An 18,397-nucleotide genomic window follows, 5' to 3' on the forward strand; every position below is an offset into this window, starting at 1 on the left:
GCAAGGAGTCATCATGCAGGCACGCATCATGCGCCGACGCCGCACCGCGGCGATCGGCGCCGGCCTCGGCGTCGCCGCGCTCGCGCTCAGCGCGTGCGGCACGTCCGGTGGCGGCAGCGAGGCCACGGGCCCCGCGACCGAGCTCGGCGAGACCGACGGCGGATCCGTCTCGATCCTCGCGTGGCCCGGCTACGTCGAGGACGGCACGAACGACCCCGCCGTCGACTGGGTCACGCCCTTCGAGGAAGCAACGGGCTGCTCGGTGACGGCGCAGACCTACGGCACGAGCGACGAGGCGTTCAACCTCATGGGCGACGGCGGCTTCGACGTCGTCGCCGCCTCGGGCGACCTCACGCTGCGCCTCATCGCCTCCGACGCGGTGCAGCAGCTGAACACCGACCTGCTCGAGTCGTACGACGCGATCTTCGACTTCCTCAAGGAGCAGGAGTGGAACTCGGTCGACGGCGACGTCTACGGCATCCCGCACGGGTACGGCGCCAACCTGCTCGCCTACAACACCGACGTCTTCCCCGAGGCGCCCACCTCGTGGTCGGTCGTGTTCGAGGGCGCAGGCGACAACTCGGGCGGCATCACCGCCTACGACTCGCCGATCTACATCGCGGACGCCGCGGTCTACCTCATGACGCACGAGCCGGACCTCGGCATCGAGAACCCCTACGCCCTCGACGAGGAGCAGCTCGCGGCCGCCGTCGACCTGCTCACCGAGCAGCGCAGCCACATCGGCGAGTACTGGAGCGACTACCTGCTCGAGCTGCAGGGCCTCGAGGCCGGCTCGATCGTGGCCGGCACCACGTGGCAGGTCATCATCAACTCGCTCGCCGAGGGCACGCCCGTCGCGGCGACGCTGCCCGAGGAGGGTGCGACCGGCTGGTCGGACTCGTGGATGATCTCGTCGAGCACCGAGCAGACGCCGTGCGCGTACGCGTGGCTCGACTGGATCGCGAGCCCCGAGGGCAACGCGATGGCGACGGAGTACTTCGGCGAGGCGCCGAACAACCCCGACGCGTGCGACTTCACGCAGGACCCCGGTCACTGCGAGGCGTACCACGCGGGCGACGAGGTGTACGCGTCGCAGATCTACTACTGGACGACGCCGATCGCCGAGTGCCTCGACGGGCGCACCGACGTCGAGTGCACCGACTACGCGGCCTGGACCGAGGCGTGGCAGCAGATCCAGGGCTGACGCCCACGGATCCACGCACCGCAGTCGCATGACCGCATCCACCCAGACGCTCGCCGCACCCCCCGAGACGGGGGTGCGGCGGGCGTCGCGCGCCTTCGACCGGCACCCGCGCGCCGGCCTCGCCTCGCTGCTCGGCCTGCCGCTGGGCTGGCTCGTCGTCGTCTACGTCGTGAGCCTCGGGTTCCTGCTCGTCACGGCCCTGTGGCAGACGGACTCGTTCACGAACGAGGTCCGCATGGAGTGGACGCTCGACAACCTCGCGCGCATCGTCACGCAGGACCTGTATCGAGCGGTGACGCTCCGCACCCTCGGCGCCGCCGTGCTCGTCACGCTCATCGACGTCGCGATCGCGCTGCCGGTCGGCTACGCGATGGCGAAGGTCTTCGGGCCCAGGGCCCGCGCTGCGCTCGTCATCGCGTTCCTCATGCCGCTGTGGGCGTCGTACCTCGTGAAGGCGTACGCGTGGCGCTCGATCTTCATCGAGGGCGGGCTGCTGTCGTCGCTCGGCATCACGCCCGGGTTCGGCGAGGTGGCGACGATCGTGACGCTCGCGTACATCTGGCTGCCGTACGTCGTCATGCCGATCTACGCGGGGTTCGAACGGGTGCCCGACTCGCTCGTCGAGGCATCGAGCGACCTCGGCGCCCGCAACCTGCGCACGTTCGCCGCGGTCGTGCTGCCGCTCATGTACCCGGCGATCATCGCCGGCGCGATCTTCTCGTTCTCGCTCACGCTCGGCGACTACATCGCCGTGCGCATCGTCGGCGGCTCGACGCAGTTCCTCGGCACGCTCATCTACGACAACGTCGGCGTCGCGGGCAACGTGCCCATGGCCGCCGCGGTCGCGCTCGTGCCGATCGCCGTCATCCTGCTCTTCCTGCTCGCCGTGCGTCGCACGGGCGCGCTGCGGAACCTCTAGGAGCCATCCATGCGCATCTCGAAGCCCGTGCGCGCGACGTTCGTCGCGATCGTCGCGCTCGCGCTCGCGTTCGTCTACGTGCCGCTGCTCGTCGTGCTCGTGAACTCCTTCTCGACGAGCCAGGCGCTCGCCTGGCCGCCGCGCTCGTTCACGCTGGACTGGTGGGGTCGCGCCGCCGCGAACGCCGGGGCGTGGGAGGCGGTGGGCACGTCGGTGCTCGTCGCCGTCTGCGCGACGGCGATCGCGCTCGTGCTCGGCACGGTGTGCGCGCTCGCGCTCGACCGCTTCGAGTTCTTCGGCAAGGAGGCGGTGAACCTGCTCATCGTGCTGCCGATCGCGCTGCCCGGCATCGTGACGGGCATCGTGCTGAACAACCTCTTCCGCACGGGCCTCGGCCTCACGCTCGGCCTCGGCACCCTCATCGTCAGCCACGCGACCTTCTGCATCGTCACGGTCTACAACAACGCGTTCGCGCGCCTGCGCCGGCTCAACGGCAACCTCGTCGACGCCTCCGCCGACCTCGGCGCCGATCGGTTCACGACGTTCCGGCTCGTGACGCTCCCGCAGCTGCGCTCGGCGCTCTTCGCCGGTGCGCTGCTCGCGTTCGGCCTGTCGTTCGACGAGATCATCGTCACGCAGTTCACCGCGGGGCCCGGCGTCACGACGCTGCCGATCTGGATCTTCCAGAACATGTTCCGGCCCGGGCAGGCGCCGATCGTCAACGTCGTCGCCGTCGTGCTCGTGATCGTGTCGATCGCGCCGATCGCGCTCGCGCAGCGGCTCGAGGCGCGGGCCGACCGCGCCTGACGCAGGGCGCGCTCGGCTGGCTCAGCGCAGGGCCAGCATGCCGTCGAGCCACCGCTCGAGGCGCGCGTACGCATCCGCTCGCGCCTGCTTGCGGGAGAGGAAGACGTCGTGCAGGGCGCCGTCGATGCGCTCGATCGTCACCGACGAGCCCAGGTGCAGCGCGGCGCGGGCGACCTGGTCGACGGTGAGCACCGTGTCGACGCGCGTGAGGTCGTCCGACCACCGCGTCGGGAGGATCGACCGCGTCGACAGCATGACGAGCACCGGCACGTCGATGCGCAGCCCCGCGGCGACCTGCGCGTGCCCGGCGAGGATCGCCCGGATCCAGCCCGCATGCGCCGTCATCGCGATCTCAGGCCGCCACGCGTGGTCGACCTCGTACGGGTCGTCGTCGTCGAACGTCTCGCGCTGCGCCCGCGCGTAGAAGCCGAGGTCGATCTGCGGCGCCGGGGCGAGCGGCGAGATGCGCGCCCGCAGGTCGGCCACCGGCATGAGCGCCGCGCGCGAGCGGGCGCCGAACTGCAGCTCGAGCCACGGCGAGTTGAGCACGAGCGCGCTCGCCACCCCGGGATGCCGATGCGCCCACAGGCTCAGCGTGAGCCCGCCGGTCGAGTGCCCCATGAGCACGAGCCTGCGGCCCTCGCCCGCGCCGCCCTCGCGCATGGCCGCGATCGCGGCCTCCACGTCCTCGTCGTACGTCGCGAGGTCGGCGACGAACCCGAGCGTCTGGCTGGGGCGGATGCTGCGGCCGTACTTGCGCAGGTCGAGCGCGAAGAACCGAGCACCGCGGTCGGTGAAGACGCGCGCGAGGCGGCGCTGGAAGAAGTAGTCCGACCACCCGTGCACGTAGAGCACGTCGACGTCCTCGAGGTCGCGCTCCGTCTGCCAGAAGCGGCGGCGTGCCGGCAGCGACCGCACGAGGGTCGCGACGACGTCGCCCTCGTCGTCGGGGCGCAGGTCGAGCGTGCGCTGCTGGAAGCCGGCACCCAGCACGTCGTCGCGCCAGCCGCCATCCATGGCGCCACGATAGCCGCGATGCCTGGGCCGCCCGCTCAGGCGATGCGCGACGCGAACCTGCGGATCCGCCGAGAGGGCAGTTCTGCCCATGGTGCCTTCCTGCGCACGGTCCTAGCGTCATCTTCAGACAGTGAGGAGAGGTGCATGGCGCTCAACATCCCGAGCGAGCTGGCATTCGTCCTGAACCTGCTCGGCTTCGACTGGCCCGAGCTCGACGAGGACGAGATCCATCGCGCTGCGCACATCATGCGGCAGTTCTCGGACGACATCCAGGGGACGATGGACGAGGTCGGCGCCCGCGTCACCGGCGACGTCCCCAGTGCCGTCACGGCGAACGCCGCCAGCTCCTACTCCGAGGCGTGGGAGGAGTCGCAGTCGAGCATGGGCGAGTTCTGCGAGCTCATCGACGGTGCCGCCACCGGGGTCGACCTCGCGGCCGACGCCGTGCTCGCCCTCAAGCTCAAGGTGATCGCCGAGCTCGTCATCACGGCCGCGCAGCTCGCCGCAGCCACGGCTGCCGCGTTCGCCACGTTCGGTCTCGCTGCCGCCGCGCAGCCGGCGATCATCCTGGCGCGCAAGAAGATCATGGACATCATCGTCGGCGAGATGGTCGCCGCCGCCGTCATCCAGATCATCACGCTCGTGCAGGACCCGCTCACGGACGTGCTCGAGTCCGTGCTCGACGAGATCCTCGACGCACCGGTCGTCTCGAGTGCCGTGGGCCAGGTGGAGGAGTACCAGACCGACTACGCGGCGCTCGAGCAGGCGTCGCGCGACATGGATCGCTCCGCACGCGAGCAGGAGCGCCTCGGCGAGGACTTCATGGCGCAGATCATGAGCCTCCAGATCTCGACGGCGGGTTGACGATGGGCATGGGAAGCAAGGACCTCGGGCACAAGCTCAAGGAGGTCGTCGAGGACACGGTCGCCAACGTCGGTCCGCGCGTCGGCAAGAAGATGGCAGGGCGCGTCGACCGGCAGAAGCAGAAGGCCGATCAGATCAAGGATCGGTCGGAGCAGACCGACCGCGACCTCGCGAAGGACGGCAAGAACCCCGACGGCAGCAAGAAGGCCGTGGAGGAGCTCGAGACGGGCAGCTACAACCAGCTACGGGGTCGCGAGGTCGTCGGCGACCAGCTGCAGCACGACCACATCCCGTCGCTCGCGGCCCTCAAGAAGGCCAAGGAGATCGAGCTGGGCCGCAAGCTCACGCGCGCCGAGGCGCGCCAGCTGAAGAACGACGGCGCCGCCGTCGAGCTGACCGACCTCATGCACTCGCTGAGCCGCACCTACAAGGGCCGCAACACGGCCAACCAGGTCGCGCTCGACGCTCAGGACCTCACGGCCGCGATGAACAACGATCTCGCGACCCTGCGGCAGAATCTCATCGACGACGGCCGGTTCTCGAGCGCCGAGATCTCCGACGTGCTCGATCGCATCCGTGCGCTGAACCGGGAGCGTGGCATTTGACCTCCATCGCAGGGACCGTGACCGACATCCTCGGCACGCTCGGGGCGTCGAAGGACGACGTGGCCGGCTGGGCCGACCTCCTCGGCCTCCTCGGGCCGGGGTTCGAGGAGCAGGCCGTCGAGTCGTCGGCGGGCCGCCAGGTCGTGTGCACGTTCGCGCGCACGGGATCGACGGCGCTGTTCCAGGACGGCATCCTCGTCGGCATCCTCGTGCCCATCGCGCACACGGGCGAGATCGGCTACCCGGCCGACGGCGGCCTGATCGACGGCGTGGACCTGTCCGCGACGCGAGCGGCGATCGTCGCGGCCCTCGGCGCACCCGCCCGGACGAGCCAGCGCATGGACCTCTACCGGCTCGGCGACCGCTACCTCCGGCTCGACTTCGACAGGGACCGGCTGACATCGATCTCGGGCTCGCTGCAGGGCGTCGCCCCGGCGTGAGCTGAAGGTAGCGTTGCACTGTCCATCACGCCACCCACGAACGGAGCAGGCATGACCGCCATCACGGGCGAGGTCGCCACGTACCTCGAGATCCTCGGCCTCGCGCCCGACGCCCCTCGCGTCTCGGCCTTTGTCGACGCGTTCGGCGTCGACGTCGAGGTGGACGAGATGGAGCTCGGAGGCGAGCAGGAGCGGTACGTCATCCTCGCCGACGCAGGCGTGGAGCTGAACTTCACCGACGGCGAGCTCACGGCGATCTTCGCCTACCTCGATGGCGACGACGAGCACGAGCCGTTCCGGACGCCCGGGTCCCTCATCGACGGGCTCACGCTCGAGGAGGACAGGGACGGCATCCGCGCCGTCCTCGGGGCACCGATGCGTCAGGCCGGCGGCTACGACTTCTACGCCGTGGGCGACCGGTTCCTCCACGTCGAGTACGCCGACGACCACGCTCGCATGATCACGGCGCTGCTCCGCGACCCGCTGGCCTGAGGTTCGACGGGTCGATCGATGCGGGGGGCCTGCTCGCCATGCACGTGACGCACCTGGACGGATCCTCGGACCCGGGGCGCATCGATGACCTGCCGGCCCTCATCGCGGAGCTCGACGACGCCGACGACGAGCACGTCGAGGTCTCGGCGGGTGACCCCTACGGCTGGATGGCGTCGGCGTTCGCCTCGGGCACGGTGGTGCTGTCCGACGGCGCGCGGCCGCACGCGCCGGAGCACGTCCGCTCCGATGTGCCGCGTGACGAGATGCTCGCGATCTTCGTGGAGGTCGCAAGGGGAGAGGTCGAGGCGGCACTCGCGCGCGGGTGGACCCTCGAGTGACCGAGGGAGCCACGGCCATCGTAGGTGCGATGACCACGGTGCTCGACGCGTCGGGCTGCGAGCCCGCCGGCGAGCGCGCCCGCCGATGGAGCGCGCCCGCGGCTGACGGCGGCGGCCGGGGCGCGCCGGCTCAGTCGCCGACGGCGACGGGGCGGCCCGAGTCGGGGCGGCCCCACTCCGACCACGAGCCGTCGTAGACGCGCACGTCGTCGCGGCCGGCGAGCGTGGCGGCGAGCGCCACGACGCAGGCGGTGACGCCCGAGCCGCACGTCGTGATGATGGGCGCGTCGCCCGCGGCCTCGTCGATGCGGTCGGCGAGGCAGCCGACCTCCTGCAGCCGACCGTCGCACTCGAGCGCCTCGTACGGCAGCGACACCGAGCCGGGGATGTGCCCGCCGCGCAGCCCCGTGCGCGGCTCTCGCGCGATGCCCGCGAAGCGCTCGAACGAACGCGCGTCGAGCACGACCGCCTCGTCGGAGGCGATCGCGCGGGCCACGACGTCGGCGCCGACGAACGCGTCGTCGCGCCACCGCACCGTCACGTCGCCAGCCTGCTCGGCACGCTCGCGCGTCGGCTGCGTCTCGCCGCCGGCATCCACCCATCCGGGCAGGCCACCGTCGAGCACCGCGGCCTCGACGCCGGCCGCCTCGAGCATCCACCACGCGCGCGCGCTCGAGAAGATGCCCTGCGCGTCGTACGCGACGATGCGGTCGCCGTCGCGGATGCCGAGGTCGCGCAGCCGCTGCTCGAACTCGACCGGGTCGAGCATGTCGTGCACGCCGTCGGTGTCGTGGCGCGACATGACGCCGTCGAGGTCGAAGCGCAGCGCGCCCGGGATGCCGTCGGCGCCGCGGAACGCGCCCACCGACGCGTCGACCACGACGAGCCGCTCGTCGTCGAGGTGGTGCTGGAGCCAGGTCGCGGAGACCAGGTCGGGAAGGGTCAAGGATCCACCTCATCGGGGAAGGACGTGATGATGCTGCTCGACGAGAGACCGTAGCCCACCGTGACGATCCATGCACGTTCGACCTCGCCCGTGTCGCCCACGAGCTCGACGCGCACGTCGTAGTTCACGATGTCGTCGCGGTACTCCTCGACGTTCGTCGGTGCCTCGAGCGCCTGGTCGATCGCGAACCACGCGACGTCCTCCCACGACGAGCCCACCTCGTCGGCGAGCTCTCCGAAGTCGCCCGTGTGCCCGTCGGCGATGTGCCGCCAGCCGGCGCCGTCGGCGTTGCCGCACGTGAGCGTCGCCTCGCCCGCCGCGACGCCCAGCTCGGGCCAGGCAGCTCGGTCGAAGACCTCGAGCGCCTCGCGCCCGGCGACGCCGTCGCACGCCTCGGTGCCCGCGACGTCGTCGGCGACGGGGTCGAAGATCGCGGCGTCGGTCTGCAGGGACGGGCCGTCGGGCGCCGCATCGGCCGCCGGGTCGACGACGACCATCGACTGGCAGCCGGCGAGGAGGGCCGTGCCGGCGACCGCGCACGCGGCGAGCAGCCGCATCCGCCCGCCCGTCGTCGTCATGACGTCAGTGCCCGCGGGGCTCGTCGTGCTCGTCGCGCTCCTCGGGCGTCGGCGGATTCGCGACGAGGGTGAGGGTGGCGATGACGACGAGCGACACGATGAACGCGACGCCGCCGATGATGAGCGCGTGGACGGGCTCGCGGATGACGAGCAGCACGACGAGCGCCGAGAAGATGCCGATGCCGCCTGCGAAGCCGAGGTACTCGACGGGCTTGAGACGGTCGCGACGCGAGGGCTTCATGCGGTTGCCTCCTGGGCATCCTTCGCCGCGATCCGCGCCGAGTAGGCCGCGATGCCGTGGAAGACCCCCACGATGATCGCGTACGCGCCGACGAGGCCGACGAGCACGACGTCGTGGCTCGGCATGAGGGCGAAGACCACGGCGGCGACGAGCGTGAACGCGGCGACGAACCGCCAGTCGGCGGCGATGCGGCGCACCCGCGCGTCCGTGGTCGCGCGCATGCGGAACCATGCCCAGCCCTCGACGCCCGCCGCGACGAGCGCCCAGGCAGCGACGACGACCTTGAGCGCGAGCCCGCTGGGCGCGGTGATCGCGAGGGCGATGGCGACGACGCCCGCGACGAGGCCCGCGACGCCGGCGATGCGCGGGAAGCGAGCGACCTCGGCGAAGACGGCGCCCTGCAGCGCCAGCAGGGCCGCACCCGTGCCGAGCGCGACGATGGCGAAGGCGACGAGGCCGACGAAGGCGTCGTGCGACTGCAGGAAGGTCACGACCAGGCCAACGGCCACGGCCGGGATGGCGCGCGCAGCCGGCAGCTGCCAGACGGGTCGCTCGCTCGGCGTCGGCGACCCGTGGTCGCCCTGCTGCTCGATCGTGCTCACCGCATCCCAGGGTATCGCGGTTGCGTCCGGCGCCGGGCCGCCGTCAGCCCACCCGCTGCAGCAGCCGCCGATGCACGCGATCGTCGCCGACGAGCTCCGGATGGAACGAGACGCCCAGCAGCGCGCCCTGCTCGACGGCCACGATGCGGCCGTCGTGCTCGCCGAGCACCGTCACGCCGTCGCCCACCTGCTCGACGACCGGCGCGCGGATGAACGACGCCGCGACCGGCACGTCGCCGATCGCCGGCATCGCCACCGCGGTCTCGAACGAGTCGACCTGGCTGCCGTACGCGTTGCGTCGCACCGTCACGTCGAGGCCGCCGAGCGTCTGCTGCCCGGGCGCCGCGTCGACGATGCGGTCGGCGAGCAGGATGAGCCCCGCGCACGTGCCGAGCACCGGCATCCCGTCGGCGATCCGCTGCCGCAGCGGGCCCTGCAGCCCGAGGATGCGGGTGAGCCGGTCGATGACCGACGACTCGCCGCCGGGGATGACGAGCGCATCCACGTCCTCGAGCTGCGCGGCCGAGCGGACGGGGGCGGCGTCGGCGCCGAGCCCGTGCAGCACGGCGAGGTGCTCGCGCACGTCGCCCTGCAGCGCGAGCACGCCGACGCGCGTCACCAGCCGCGCTCGGAGAGCCGGTGCGGCGCGGGCAGGTCGGCGACGTTGATGCCGACCATCGCCTCGCCCAGGCCGCGCGACGCCTCGGCGATCGCGAGCGCGTCGTCGAACTGCGCCGTGGCCTTCACGATCGCCGCGGCGCGCTCGACGGGGTTGCCCGACTTGAAGATGCCCGAGCCCACGAAGACGCCGTCGGCGCCGAGCTGCATCATCATCGCGGCGTCCGCCGGCGTCGCGACGCCGCCGGCGACGAACAGCACGACGGGCAGGCGGCCCTCGCGGGCGACCTCCTCGACGAGCGCGTACGGGGCCCGCAGCTCCTTCGCGGCGACGAACAGCTCGTCCTCCGACAGCGACGCGAGGGCGCGGACCTCCTTGTTGATCGTGCGGATGTGCTTCGTCGCCTCCGAGACGTCGCCCGTGCCGGCCTCGCCCTTCGAGCGGATCATCGCCGCACCCTCGGTGATGCGGCGCAGCGCCTCACCCAGGTTCGTCGCACCGCACACGAACGGCACGTCGAAGCCCCACTTGTCGATGTGGTTGACGTAGTCGGCGGGGCTCAGCACCTCGGACTCGTCGACGTAGTCCACCTCGAGCGCCTGCAGCACCTGCGCCTCGACGAAGTGGCCGATGCGCGCCTTCGCCATGACGGGGATCGAGACCTCGGCCTTGATGGCGTCGATGAGGTCGGGGTCGGACATGCGGGCGACGCCGCCCTGCGCGCGGATGTCGGCGGGCACGCGCTCGAGCGCCATGACGGCGACGGCGCCGGCGTCCTCGGCGATGCGCGCCTGCTCGGGGGTGACGACGTCCATGATGACGCCGCCCTTCAGCATCTCTGCGAGACCGCGCTTCACGCCGTCCGTCGCGCGTGCGGGAACCTGAACTTCACTCATGGGGCTGGACGCTACGCGGGTCGCTCCAGGCCACTCGGCGCGGAGTGGTCCTGGGTGGCCTGCGCATCCCAGTCCACTCGCGATGTTGAGGTTCTCGGCCCGATCGGAGGTCGCATCGAGCCGAGGACCTCACGGCTGCAGAGGTGAGACCAGGAGGGACTGCGCGATGCGGCCGACGGGGCCGTGCTGGTCGTGCACGACCGCCTGGCTCAGGCCGATGCCCTGCGAGCCGATCGACGACTCCGCCTCGATGCCGGTCCACTCGCCCGTCGGGCGCTCGAAGAGGTGGATGGCGAGCTCGGTGTTGATGAACGTCCACGCTCGCGTGTCCAGACGTGCGCCGACGCCGTTCGCCGCATCGATCGGCAGGATCGCCCGCAGCGACGCGCTCGGCTCCTCTCCTGCGACGAAGGGCATTCGCAGCCGCGCCCACGCGACCGTCGGCGCACCGCGCTCGCCGAACGTCGACGCGAAGCGCCAGTCGAGCGAGCCGACGAAGCCCTCGAGCCACAACGGCGGCACCGGGGCGTCGTGCAGCGTGGGCGCGCCCTCGGGCGGCAGCGCGAACCGCTGCCCGGCGCGATGGGCGACGGATGCGGTGTCGGCCGTGCGCATCCGCCAGCCGCGCGCGCGTGCCGCTGGCCGCCAGGCGCCGCCGGGCCCGCGCTGCAGCACCTCCGCCTCCACGAGATCCGCCGAGCGGCCCGAGCGCACGACCTCGGCGTGCACGGCGACCTCCTCGACGCTCACGGGGCCGAGCAGCTCGACCGCGAGCCGCGTGAGCATCCACCCCTCGGCACCGGGTGCCTGCTCGCACGCCCGCCACAGCAGGCCCGCGACCGGGCCGCCGTGCTGGATGCCCGCGCTCCATGGGCTGCCGGTGTGCGCCGTCGGCTGCAGCACCTCCGCGCCGTCGTGGGTGCCCGCGGGGAGGAAGTAGGCGTCGTCGCTCATCCGCTCCATCCTGGCGCTGCTCCCGCCGCGGGGCTACCGTCGCCGACATGGACATCCGCCTCGTCAACGTCGGCATCGCCGTGCGCGACCTCGACGCCGCCATCGCCTTCTTCACCGCCCTCGGCATGGTGCTGGAGGGTCGCGACGAGGTCAGCGGCGAGTGGGCGGACGTCGCCGTGGGCCTCGACGGCAACCACGCGCGCATCGCCGTCCTGCAGACGCCCGACGGGCAGGGCGCGCTCGAGCTGTTCGAGCCCATCCATCCCGTCGGCGTCGAGGTGGAGCCGGTGATGGCGAACACCATCGGCATGCACCGCGTGGCGTTCCAGGTCGACGACCTCGACGCGGCCCTCGCGATCGCGGCGCATCACGGGGTCGAGCCGCTGCGCGGCGTGGCGCGCTACGAGGACGCGTACCTGCTCACGTACCTGCGCGGACCGAGCGGCATCCTCGTGATGCTCGCGCAGGATCTGCAGCGCAACCGGCTCCCGAGCGCCTAGCCGACGCGGCCGAGATGCACGGCGACGTGCAGCATCGCCGCCATCGTCTCGGCGTCGGCGATCTCGCCGCGGCCGATCATCGCGAGCACCTCGCCGAACGGCACGCGCCGCACGCCGGCGATGCCCTCCTCGGCCTGCGACGCAGCCGTCGCCTCGACGTCGGCGGACACGGGGCGCAGCCCGCGCGCCAGGAAGACGTGCTCGGGCGCGTCGCAGATGCCGTTGAGCGACGCCATCGTGCCCACCTCGATCCACTCGTCGGCGGCGAGGCCCGTCTCCTCGGCGAGCTCGCGGCGGGCGGCGACGAGCGCGTCCTCGCCGTCGGTCGACCCCGCGGGCACCTCGGTCGACCAGCGGCCGGTCGTGTAGCGATAGAGGTCGACGAGCACGACCTCGTCGGCGTCGGTCATCGCCACGACGAACACCGCGGGGTTGGCGACCTCGACGACGCCGTAGATGCCCGTGCCGCCGTCGGGCCGCACGACCTCGTCCTCGCGCAGGCGCAGCCACCGGTTCGCGTACACCTCGCGCGTCGCGGTCGTCGTCCAGCCGGTCGGTCGCTCGTCGCTCACGTGACCATCCTGCCCTCGCACGCCCTGGACGGGTCGAGCGCAGCCGGCCGGCGTTCGTCGGCGTGCTCGTCGCGCGCACCGCCGGCTGACGCGGCCGGCCTCGTCGCGAGGCGTCAGGCGGCGTCGACCGCCGCGACGCTCGCGAGGCTGCGGCGCATCGTCTCGGCGACGAGGTCGTCGAGCGTGCGCTGGTCGACATCGTCGGCGCCGCGCAGCATGGCGTCGGCCACCATGGCGGCCCGCACGCACGATCGGCGAGCGCGCGCCTCGCTCACGCCCAGCGTGCCGAGCGCCGTCGCAGCGGGCGCAGTCGCCTCGATCCAGGCGGCGTCGACGGCGGCTGCGCCGAGCGGGTCGACGCGCTCGCCGATGCCGAGCGCCAGATACGACGGCTCGGCATCGCGCGAGGCGCGGATGGCCCAGACGAGCGCGCGGGCGACGGTCTCCTCGCCGGGAGGTGCGATGGCGAGCACCTCGACGAGGTGGCGGTGCACCCGGTTGCGCGCGCGGGCGCCGAGACCCTCGAGCAGCGCGGTGCGATCGGGGAAGTAGCGGTACACCGTGCCGATCGACACGTCGGCACGCGTGGCCACGTCGGAGGTCGTGAGCGCCTCGCGACCGCGCTCGGCGACCTCGAGGGCTGCAGCGTCGAGCAGCGCGTCGATGCGGCGCCCCGCGCGCGCCGTCGGGGCGTCGACGCGCACCTCCACGATGGGCGCGTGCTCACGCTGGACCGCGGACGCGGCACTGATGACCATGCTCGACTGCTCCTTTTAGTGACCTATCCTCACCTACGTAAGTTATCATAACGGTCAAGATGCATTCGGGCACGTCGGGGGGAGGTGCGGTGCCGCGGCGCGACCCGCCTACGCCGCGTCGGGCCCGAGCAGGTGGGTCAGGATCGCCTCGATCGCGAGCTCCGCGGCCGCCGCCGCGGCATCCCGGTCGTCGGTGAGCACGAAGCCGAACTGGGTGCCGAAGAGCGCGTCGGCGAGCGCGCGGGCGCCCACCGACGCCCTCGCAGCCTCGAGACCCTGCGCCTCGAACCACCGCGCGAACTGCGACGCCCACGCCGCGTGGCTGTCGGCGATGCGCTGCCCCATGTCGGGATCGATGCGCTCGAGCGCGCCGGCCTCGAACTGCATCCGGACGCCCGCGGCGTACGGCGCCTGCAGCGTGAGCGGATAGCCGTCGCGCAGGAAGACGCGCAGCTCGGCACGCGTGAGCGTCGAGAGGTCCTGGTCGCCCAGCAGCTCGGCTCGGGCCCGGATCGTGCCCTCGAGGATCGCGTCGATGAGCTCGGCACGCGAGCCGAAGTGGTAGCTCAGCGAGTAGGTCGACAGCCCGAGCTCGCTCGCGAGGCCGCGGAAGGTCACGGAGCTCAACGTCGAGCCCTGCATCGCCTGCTGGATCTCGCCCAGCAGTCGCGGTCGGATCGTCGGATCCTGCGGTCGCCCCATCGTTCCCTCCTCACCCGTTATGGTAACCGGCGCGGGGTACAGGACGGCTACTTGAGCAGCCTCGACAGCACGCGGTCGGAGAGCGGCGTGCCGCCGGTCTGGCACGTCGCGCAGTACTGGAAGGTCGAGTCGGCGTACTCGACCTGCCTGACCGTGTCGCCGCAGACGGGGCACGCCTCGCCCGTGCGGCCGTGCACCCGCATGTCGGAGCGCTTCTCGGACTTCAGGCTCGATGCCGGCACGCCCGCGCGCGCCGCCACCGCCTGCTGCAGCGTCTCGCGCAGCGCGACGTAGAGACGATGCCGGTCGTCCGCGCCCATCGAGGCGGGATGGAACGGCGACATGCGCGCGACGTGCAGGATCTCGTCGGAGTAGGCGTTGCCGATGCCCGCGATGCGGCGCTGGCTGCGCAGCACGCCCTTGATCTGCGCTCGCCCGGCCTCGTCGAGCACGGCGCCGAACGCCGCCTCGGTGAAGTCGTCGGCCAGCGGATCGGGGCCGAGGGTCGCGATGTCGTGCACGTCGGTCGGCTCGCGCACGACGTGGATGGCGAGGCCCTTCTTCGTGCCCGCCTCGGTGAGGTCGAAGCCGGCGTCGTCGTCGAGCATGAGCTGCGCCGCGAGCGGCCCCTTGCCCATGCGCGGCCGCGTCTTGGGCGCCTCGTCGCGCCACCGCAGCCAGCCGGCGCGGGCGAGGTGGATGCACACGTGCAGGGTCGTCGGCGCGTCGCCGACCGTGGCGACGGCGAGGTCGAGCCACTTGCCGTGCCGCTCGACGCCCGTGATCGCGCCCCCGTCGAGCGCGCGCACGGGCGGATCGAACGTCTTGAGCGCCGAGATCGCGTACGTGTCGAGCCTGCGCACGCGTCGACCCACGAGGCGGCCGCGCAGATCGTCGGCGAGCGCCTGCACCTCGGGCAGCTCCGGCATGCGTGCAGTCTGCCGCGCACCACCGACGAGCGCGACCCCTTCCGTCGGGACGCCTTCGCGCGCAAGGTGGGAGCAGCATCGACGACCGAGGCGGTGCTCGAAGGGATCACGTGGCAGCGCCCGCTCCGACCGTCTGCGCCATCGGCACCGCCGTCCCTCCCGCCCGACTCGCGCAGGACGCCGCCCGCGACCTGCTCGCGCGGCAGCCCGGGCTCACGCGGCTCGGCGCTCGGCTCGTCGGCGCGGCGTTCGACGCATCCGCCATCGACGCGCGGCACGTCGTGCTCGACGAGCTCGTCGATCCGGCCGACTCGCCGTTCCTCGATGCCGCGAGCGGCGACCTGCGCAGCCCGAGCACCGGCGTGCGCAATGCGCGCTACGCCGAGCGGGCGCCCGCGCTCGCGCTCGAGGCCGCGCACGACGCGCTCGCGCAGGGCGGCATGGAGGCCCGCGAGATCACGCACGTCGTCACCGCCTCCTGCACCGGCTTCTTCGCCCCGGGCATCGACCATCTGCTCGTGCGCGACCTCGGCCTGCCCGCGCAGACGCCGAGACTGCACGTGGGCTTCATGGGCTGCTACGCCGCCTTCCCCGCGCTGCGCGCCGCCGACGCCATCTGCCGCGCCGACCCCGACGCCGCCGTGCTCGTCGTGTGCGTCGAGCTGTGCTCGCTGCACCTGCGCTCCTCGAACGACCCCGACACGATCGTCGCCTCGTCGGTGTTCGCCGACGGCGCGGCGGCAGCGCTCGTCACGGCCCGCCCACGGCCGCGAGCGCTGCGGATCGTCGCGCTCGCCTCGACGATCGCGCCGTCGACGGAGGAGGAGATGGCCTGGACCATCGGCGACGAGGGGTTCGAGATGGTGCTGTCGGGTGCCGTGCCGCGGCTCGTGGGTGCGCACGTCGTCGACGCCATCGCCCCGCTCGAGCACGCGCGCTCCGTCGCGTCGTGGCAGGAGCTCGCGGGGTGGGCGGTGCATCCCGGCGGTCGCTCCATCCTCGACACCGTGCAGCGCACCCTGGGGATCGACGATGCCGGCATGGCGCCGTCGCGGCGCGTGCTCGCCGAGCGCGGCAACATGTCGAGCGCGACGGTGCTGCACGTGCTCGCCGCGCAGCTTCGCGACCGCGCCGCCGGCGAGCAGGTGTGCGCGATGGCCTTCGGACCGGGGCTCACGATGGAGACGGCGCTGCTCGAGCTGCAGGTGACGGGATGAGGTCGCTCGCGCACCGCTCGCGCGAGCTCGAGCGCATGGACGACCCGCACGTCGACCCCGCGCTGCTCGAGCGCACGTACCGGCAGTTCGCGTCGGTGAACGCCCTCGTCTCGCGCTGGCGCGCGCTCTACCGCCGACGCATCCGACCCGCGCTGCCGACCGACCGCCCTGCGACCGTGCTCGACGTCGGGTCGGGCGGCGGCGACGTCGCGCGGAACCTCGCCGACTGGATGCGACGCGACGGCATCGACGCGCAGGTGACGGGCGTCGATCCCGACGAGCGGGCGCACGCGTTCGCGACGGCGCGTCCCGCTGACGGCGTGCGATTCGAGCGCGCATCGAGCGCCGACCTCGTCGCCCAGGATCGCCGCTTCGACGTCGCCGTCTCGAACCACGTGCTGCACCACCTCGACGACCGCGCGCTCGCCGAGGTGCTCGCCGACAGCGAGGCGCTGACCGACCGGCTCGCGATCCATGCCGACCTCGAGCGCGCACGCGTGCCGCTCGTCGCGTTCGGCATCGCCACGTGGCCCCTGCGACGCGGGTCGCTGCTGCACGACGACGGCACCGCGTCCATCCGCCGCAGCCATCGCGCCGACGAGCTGCGTGCGCTCGCCCCCGAGCCGTGGCGCGTCGAGCGTCTGCTGCCGTACCGGCTGCTGCTCGTGCTCGACCGCGGGGACCGCGGATGAGGGCGTCGCGCCGCCTCGCGACGGGGGCTCTCGCCGTCTACGCGACGACCGCCTGCATGGGCGTGGGCCTCGCGACCGGCGCGTGGCGCAACGAGCGCCACCGCTGGGTGCACCACGTCGGCTTCATCGGCGCGACGACGCTCGTCGTCGCCACCGTCGTCGTCGGCCTCGTCGACGCGCCCCGCCGAGCCGGCCGCATCGCGCCCGCGCTGCTGCCCCTCGCGACGCTGCCGCGCATCCCGACCCGATCCGGGCGGCATCCGCTCGTCGCCCTCACGGCAGCGCCGTGGCTCGTCGCCGCAGCCCTGCCCCTCGACAAGGAGTGATCCATGGAGCTCTTCGACGCCATCCGCCGCCGGCGCACGACCAACGGCGCCTTCCTGCCCGATCCGGTGCGCGAGGAGCATCAGCGCCTGCTCATCGAGATGGCGGGGCGTGCGCCGTCGCAGCTCAACAGCCAGCCGTGGCGCTTCGTCATCACCGAGCAGCGCGACACGATCGAGCAGGTCGCCGCGATCAGCGGCGGCAGCATGACGGAGGCGATGGCGACCGGATCGTTCTTCGAGCGCTACCGGCGCTACTTCCGGTTCTCGAGGAAGGAGATGGAGGAGCGCCGCGACGGGATGCTGTTCGATCGCCTGCCCGCACCGCTGCGGCCGTTCACCGGGCAGGCGATGACGCCGCGCGGACAGCGGCTCATGAACACGCTCAAGGTGCCGCAGACGCTCGGCGAGGAGAACCGCAGGCTCGTCGCCGGCTCGCCCATGCTGCTGGGCGTCATGCTCGATCGCGCCGAGCACCGGCCGGGAGAGCTGTCGTCGTTCTACTCCCTGTTCAGCATGGGCGCGGCGATGGAGAACCTCTGGCTCTCCACCGTCGAGCTGGGTCTCGGCATCCAGTTCGTGTCGTTCCCCATGGAGGTGCCGGGCCAGTGGGAGCGGATCGTCGAGCTGTTCCGCGTGCCCGACGACCTCGAGCTCATGGCCGTCTACCGCATCGGCTACGTGCCCGACGAGGCACGGCGTCCCCGCATCGACTGGTCGAGCTCCGAGCGCAAGCGACCCTCGCAGGTCGTCTTCCGCGACACGTGCGAGACGCCGCAGCTCGGATGGGACGACGCGCCGGGCGACGCCGCGCGCGCCTAGGCTCGCAGCATGATCGCCGTGCACCTGCGCTACACCGACGCCCCCGGCCGCCTCGAGCTGCGCCCCCGCCACCGCGAGCTGCTCGAGGAGCTCGTCGCCGAGGGCGTGCTGCTGGCAGCAGGCCCCTACGAGCACGGCGAGGGCGCCCTGCTGCTGTTCTCCGCCGATCGCGAGCGCGTGCAGCAGGCGATCGACGCCGACGCCTACATGACGCACCCCGGCGTCGTCATCACGGCGATCGAGGAGTGGAACCCCGGCATCGGCGGCGTCCGCGCCCTCTGAGGAAGGAATGGAGGTCTTCGGCCACGTGTGAGGTCGAACGTGGCCGAGAACCTCGATTCCTTGGGCGGTAGGTTGAGC

General features: G+C 72.4%; 26 protein-coding genes. 14 read left to right on the plus strand and 12 right to left on the minus strand.

The window, feature by feature from the left end; translation table 11 throughout:
• Positions 1 to 13: 13 nt before the first annotated feature.
• The 3 genes from FS793_RS10205 to FS793_RS10215 are packed head-to-tail and all read left to right on the plus strand — an operon-like array spanning position 14 to position 2,930.
• Complete coding sequence (locus FS793_RS10205) at positions 14 to 1,204, plus strand: extracellular solute-binding protein (RefSeq protein ID WP_260980112.1); 1,191 nt, start codon at positions 14 to 16, stop codon at positions 1,202 to 1,204.
• 28 nt (positions 1,205 to 1,232) lie between these two features.
• Entirely contained in the window at positions 1,233 to 2,123 is an 891-nt protein-coding gene (locus FS793_RS10210; protein WP_144720362.1) for an ABC transporter permease, read from the plus strand.
• Positions 2,124 to 2,132: 9 nt separating this feature from the next.
• Positions 2,133 to 2,930 carry an ABC transporter permease gene (locus tag FS793_RS10215; protein WP_144720363.1) on the plus strand — a complete coding sequence of 266 codons (798 nt, stop codon included), beginning with the start codon at positions 2,133 to 2,135 and terminating at the stop codon, positions 2,928 to 2,930.
• 21 nt (positions 2,931 to 2,951) lie between these two features.
• Here FS793_RS10215 and FS793_RS10220 read toward each other — a convergent pair whose 3' ends face one another.
• Complete coding sequence (locus tag FS793_RS10220) at positions 2,952 to 3,947, minus strand: alpha/beta hydrolase (protein WP_144720364.1); 996 nt, start codon at positions 3,945 to 3,947, stop codon at positions 2,952 to 2,954.
• Positions 3,948 to 4,091: 144 nt separating this feature from the next.
• Here FS793_RS10220 and FS793_RS10225 point away from each other — a divergent pair, with 144 nt between their 5' ends.
• Genes FS793_RS10225 through FS793_RS10245 form a run of 5 tightly spaced genes read left to right on the plus strand, consistent with a single transcriptional unit; the run spans position 4,092 to position 6,686 of the window.
• On the plus strand, positions 4,092 to 4,811 hold the full coding sequence (locus tag FS793_RS10225) for a hypothetical protein (RefSeq protein WP_144720365.1): 720 nt from the start codon (positions 4,092 to 4,094) through the stop codon (positions 4,809 to 4,811).
• 8 nt (positions 4,812 to 4,819) lie between these two features.
• Positions 4,820 to 5,416, plus strand: coding sequence for a hypothetical protein (locus FS793_RS10230; RefSeq protein WP_144720366.1), 597 nt, complete (start codon positions 4,820 to 4,822; stop codon positions 5,414 to 5,416).
• A gap of 17 nt (positions 5,417 to 5,433) precedes the next feature.
• Positions 5,434 to 5,856, plus strand: coding sequence for a hypothetical protein (locus FS793_RS10235; protein ID WP_144720367.1), 423 nt, complete (start codon positions 5,434 to 5,436; stop codon positions 5,854 to 5,856).
• A 51-nt stretch (positions 5,857 to 5,907) separates the two neighbouring features.
• Entirely contained in the window at positions 5,908 to 6,348 is a 441-nt protein-coding gene (locus tag FS793_RS10240) for a hypothetical protein (RefSeq protein WP_144720368.1), read from the plus strand.
• A 44-nt stretch (positions 6,349 to 6,392) separates the two neighbouring features.
• Complete coding sequence (locus tag FS793_RS10245) at positions 6,393 to 6,686, plus strand: hypothetical protein (protein ID WP_222123726.1); 294 nt, start codon at positions 6,393 to 6,395, stop codon at positions 6,684 to 6,686.
• Positions 6,687 to 6,816: 130 nt separating this feature from the next.
• On the opposite strand, the gene FS793_RS10250 is transcribed toward FS793_RS10245, so the two are convergent.
• The 7 genes from FS793_RS10250 to FS793_RS10280 all read right to left on the minus strand — a co-directional run bounded on the left by FS793_RS10250 (position 6,817) and on the right by FS793_RS10280 (position 11,522).
• Positions 6,817 to 7,632 carry a sulfurtransferase gene (locus FS793_RS10250; RefSeq protein ID WP_144720370.1) on the minus strand — a complete coding sequence of 272 codons (816 nt, stop codon included), beginning with the start codon at positions 7,630 to 7,632 and terminating at the stop codon, positions 6,817 to 6,819.
• On the minus strand, positions 7,629 to 8,210 hold the full coding sequence (locus FS793_RS10255) for a hypothetical protein (protein WP_144720371.1): 582 nt from the start codon (positions 8,208 to 8,210) through the stop codon (positions 7,629 to 7,631). Before FS793_RS10255 ends, FS793_RS10250 begins: the two co-directional genes overlap by 4 nt.
• Positions 8,211 to 8,214: 4 nt before the next feature.
• A complete protein-coding gene (locus tag FS793_RS10260) occupies positions 8,215 to 8,451 on the minus strand; it encodes a DUF2207 domain-containing protein (protein WP_144720372.1) in 237 nt (78 codons plus the stop codon).
• Positions 8,448 to 9,053: a hypothetical protein gene (locus FS793_RS10265; RefSeq protein WP_144720373.1), complete on the minus strand. Its 606-nt coding sequence runs from the start codon at positions 9,051 to 9,053 to the stop codon at positions 8,448 to 8,450. The genes FS793_RS10260 and FS793_RS10265 overlap by 4 nt, the downstream gene beginning before the upstream one ends.
• 43 nt (positions 9,054 to 9,096) lie before the next feature.
• The gene (gene pdxT / locus FS793_RS10270) at positions 9,097 to 9,672 is read right to left on the minus strand and encodes a pyridoxal 5'-phosphate synthase glutaminase subunit PdxT (RefSeq protein WP_144720374.1); all 576 of its coding nucleotides are present in this window, start codon (positions 9,670 to 9,672) and stop codon (positions 9,097 to 9,099) included.
• A complete protein-coding gene (gene pdxS, locus FS793_RS10275; protein WP_144720375.1) occupies positions 9,669 to 10,568 on the minus strand; it encodes a pyridoxal 5'-phosphate synthase lyase subunit PdxS in 900 nt (299 codons plus the stop codon). Before pdxS ends, pdxT begins: the two co-directional genes overlap by 4 nt.
• A 129-nt stretch (positions 10,569 to 10,697) precedes the next feature.
• On the minus strand, positions 10,698 to 11,522 hold the full coding sequence (locus FS793_RS10280; RefSeq protein WP_186329440.1) for a thioesterase family protein: 825 nt from the start codon (positions 11,520 to 11,522) through the stop codon (positions 10,698 to 10,700).
• 47 nt (positions 11,523 to 11,569) lie between these two features.
• Here FS793_RS10280 and FS793_RS10285 point away from each other — a divergent pair, with 47 nt between their 5' ends.
• Positions 11,570 to 12,022 carry a VOC family protein gene (locus tag FS793_RS10285; RefSeq protein WP_144720377.1) on the plus strand — a complete coding sequence of 151 codons (453 nt, stop codon included), beginning with the start codon at positions 11,570 to 11,572 and terminating at the stop codon, positions 12,020 to 12,022.
• Here the strand turns inward: FS793_RS10285 and FS793_RS10290 are convergent.
• The 4 genes from FS793_RS10290 to FS793_RS10305 form a co-directional block, all read right to left on the minus strand.
• A complete protein-coding gene (locus FS793_RS10290; protein WP_144720378.1) occupies positions 12,019 to 12,594 on the minus strand; it encodes an NUDIX domain-containing protein in 576 nt (191 codons plus the stop codon). The two genes, FS793_RS10285 and FS793_RS10290, sit on opposite strands and share 4 nt — an antisense overlap.
• A 113-nt stretch (positions 12,595 to 12,707) precedes the next feature.
• Positions 12,708 to 13,352 carry a TetR/AcrR family transcriptional regulator gene (locus FS793_RS16400; RefSeq protein WP_144720379.1) on the minus strand — a complete coding sequence of 215 codons (645 nt, stop codon included), beginning with the start codon at positions 13,350 to 13,352 and terminating at the stop codon, positions 12,708 to 12,710.
• A gap of 108 nt (positions 13,353 to 13,460) precedes the next feature.
• Positions 13,461 to 14,054: a TetR/AcrR family transcriptional regulator gene (locus FS793_RS10300; RefSeq protein ID WP_144720380.1), complete on the minus strand. Its 594-nt coding sequence runs from the start codon at positions 14,052 to 14,054 to the stop codon at positions 13,461 to 13,463.
• 47 nt (positions 14,055 to 14,101) lie between these two features.
• A complete protein-coding gene (locus FS793_RS10305) occupies positions 14,102 to 14,983 on the minus strand; it encodes a DNA-formamidopyrimidine glycosylase family protein (protein WP_144720381.1) in 882 nt (293 codons plus the stop codon).
• 110 nt (positions 14,984 to 15,093) lie between these two features.
• Between FS793_RS10305 and FS793_RS10310 the strand changes: the two genes are divergently transcribed.
• Genes FS793_RS10310 through FS793_RS10330 form a run of 5 tightly spaced genes read left to right on the plus strand, consistent with a single transcriptional unit; the run spans position 15,094 to position 18,319 of the window.
• Positions 15,094 to 16,200: a type III polyketide synthase gene (locus tag FS793_RS10310; protein WP_144720382.1), complete on the plus strand. Its 1,107-nt coding sequence runs from the start codon at positions 15,094 to 15,096 to the stop codon at positions 16,198 to 16,200.
• Positions 16,197 to 16,892, plus strand: a complete 696-nt coding sequence (locus FS793_RS10315) for a methyltransferase domain-containing protein (RefSeq protein ID WP_144720383.1) — start codon at positions 16,197 to 16,199, stop codon at positions 16,890 to 16,892. The genes FS793_RS10310 and FS793_RS10315 overlap by 4 nt, the downstream gene beginning before the upstream one ends.
• Complete coding sequence (locus FS793_RS10320) at positions 16,889 to 17,218, plus strand: hypothetical protein (RefSeq protein ID WP_144720384.1); 330 nt, start codon at positions 16,889 to 16,891, stop codon at positions 17,216 to 17,218. Before FS793_RS10315 ends, FS793_RS10320 begins: the two co-directional genes overlap by 4 nt.
• 3 nt (positions 17,219 to 17,221) lie before the next feature.
• The gene (locus FS793_RS10325; protein WP_144720385.1) at positions 17,222 to 18,037 is read left to right on the plus strand and encodes a nitroreductase family protein; all 816 of its coding nucleotides are present in this window, start codon (positions 17,222 to 17,224) and stop codon (positions 18,035 to 18,037) included.
• 9 nt (positions 18,038 to 18,046) lie between these two features.
• Positions 18,047 to 18,319 (plus strand): YciI family protein, encoded by a 273-nt coding sequence (locus FS793_RS10330; protein WP_144720386.1) that lies wholly within the window; start codon positions 18,047 to 18,049, stop codon positions 18,317 to 18,319.
• Positions 18,320 to 18,397: the final 78 nt, after the last annotated feature.

It is taken from the genome of Agrococcus jejuensis, assembly GCF_007679035.1.
In the GTDB taxonomy this organism is placed as follows: Bacteria; Actinomycetota; Actinomycetes; order Actinomycetales; family Microbacteriaceae; genus Agrococcus; species Agrococcus jejuensis_A.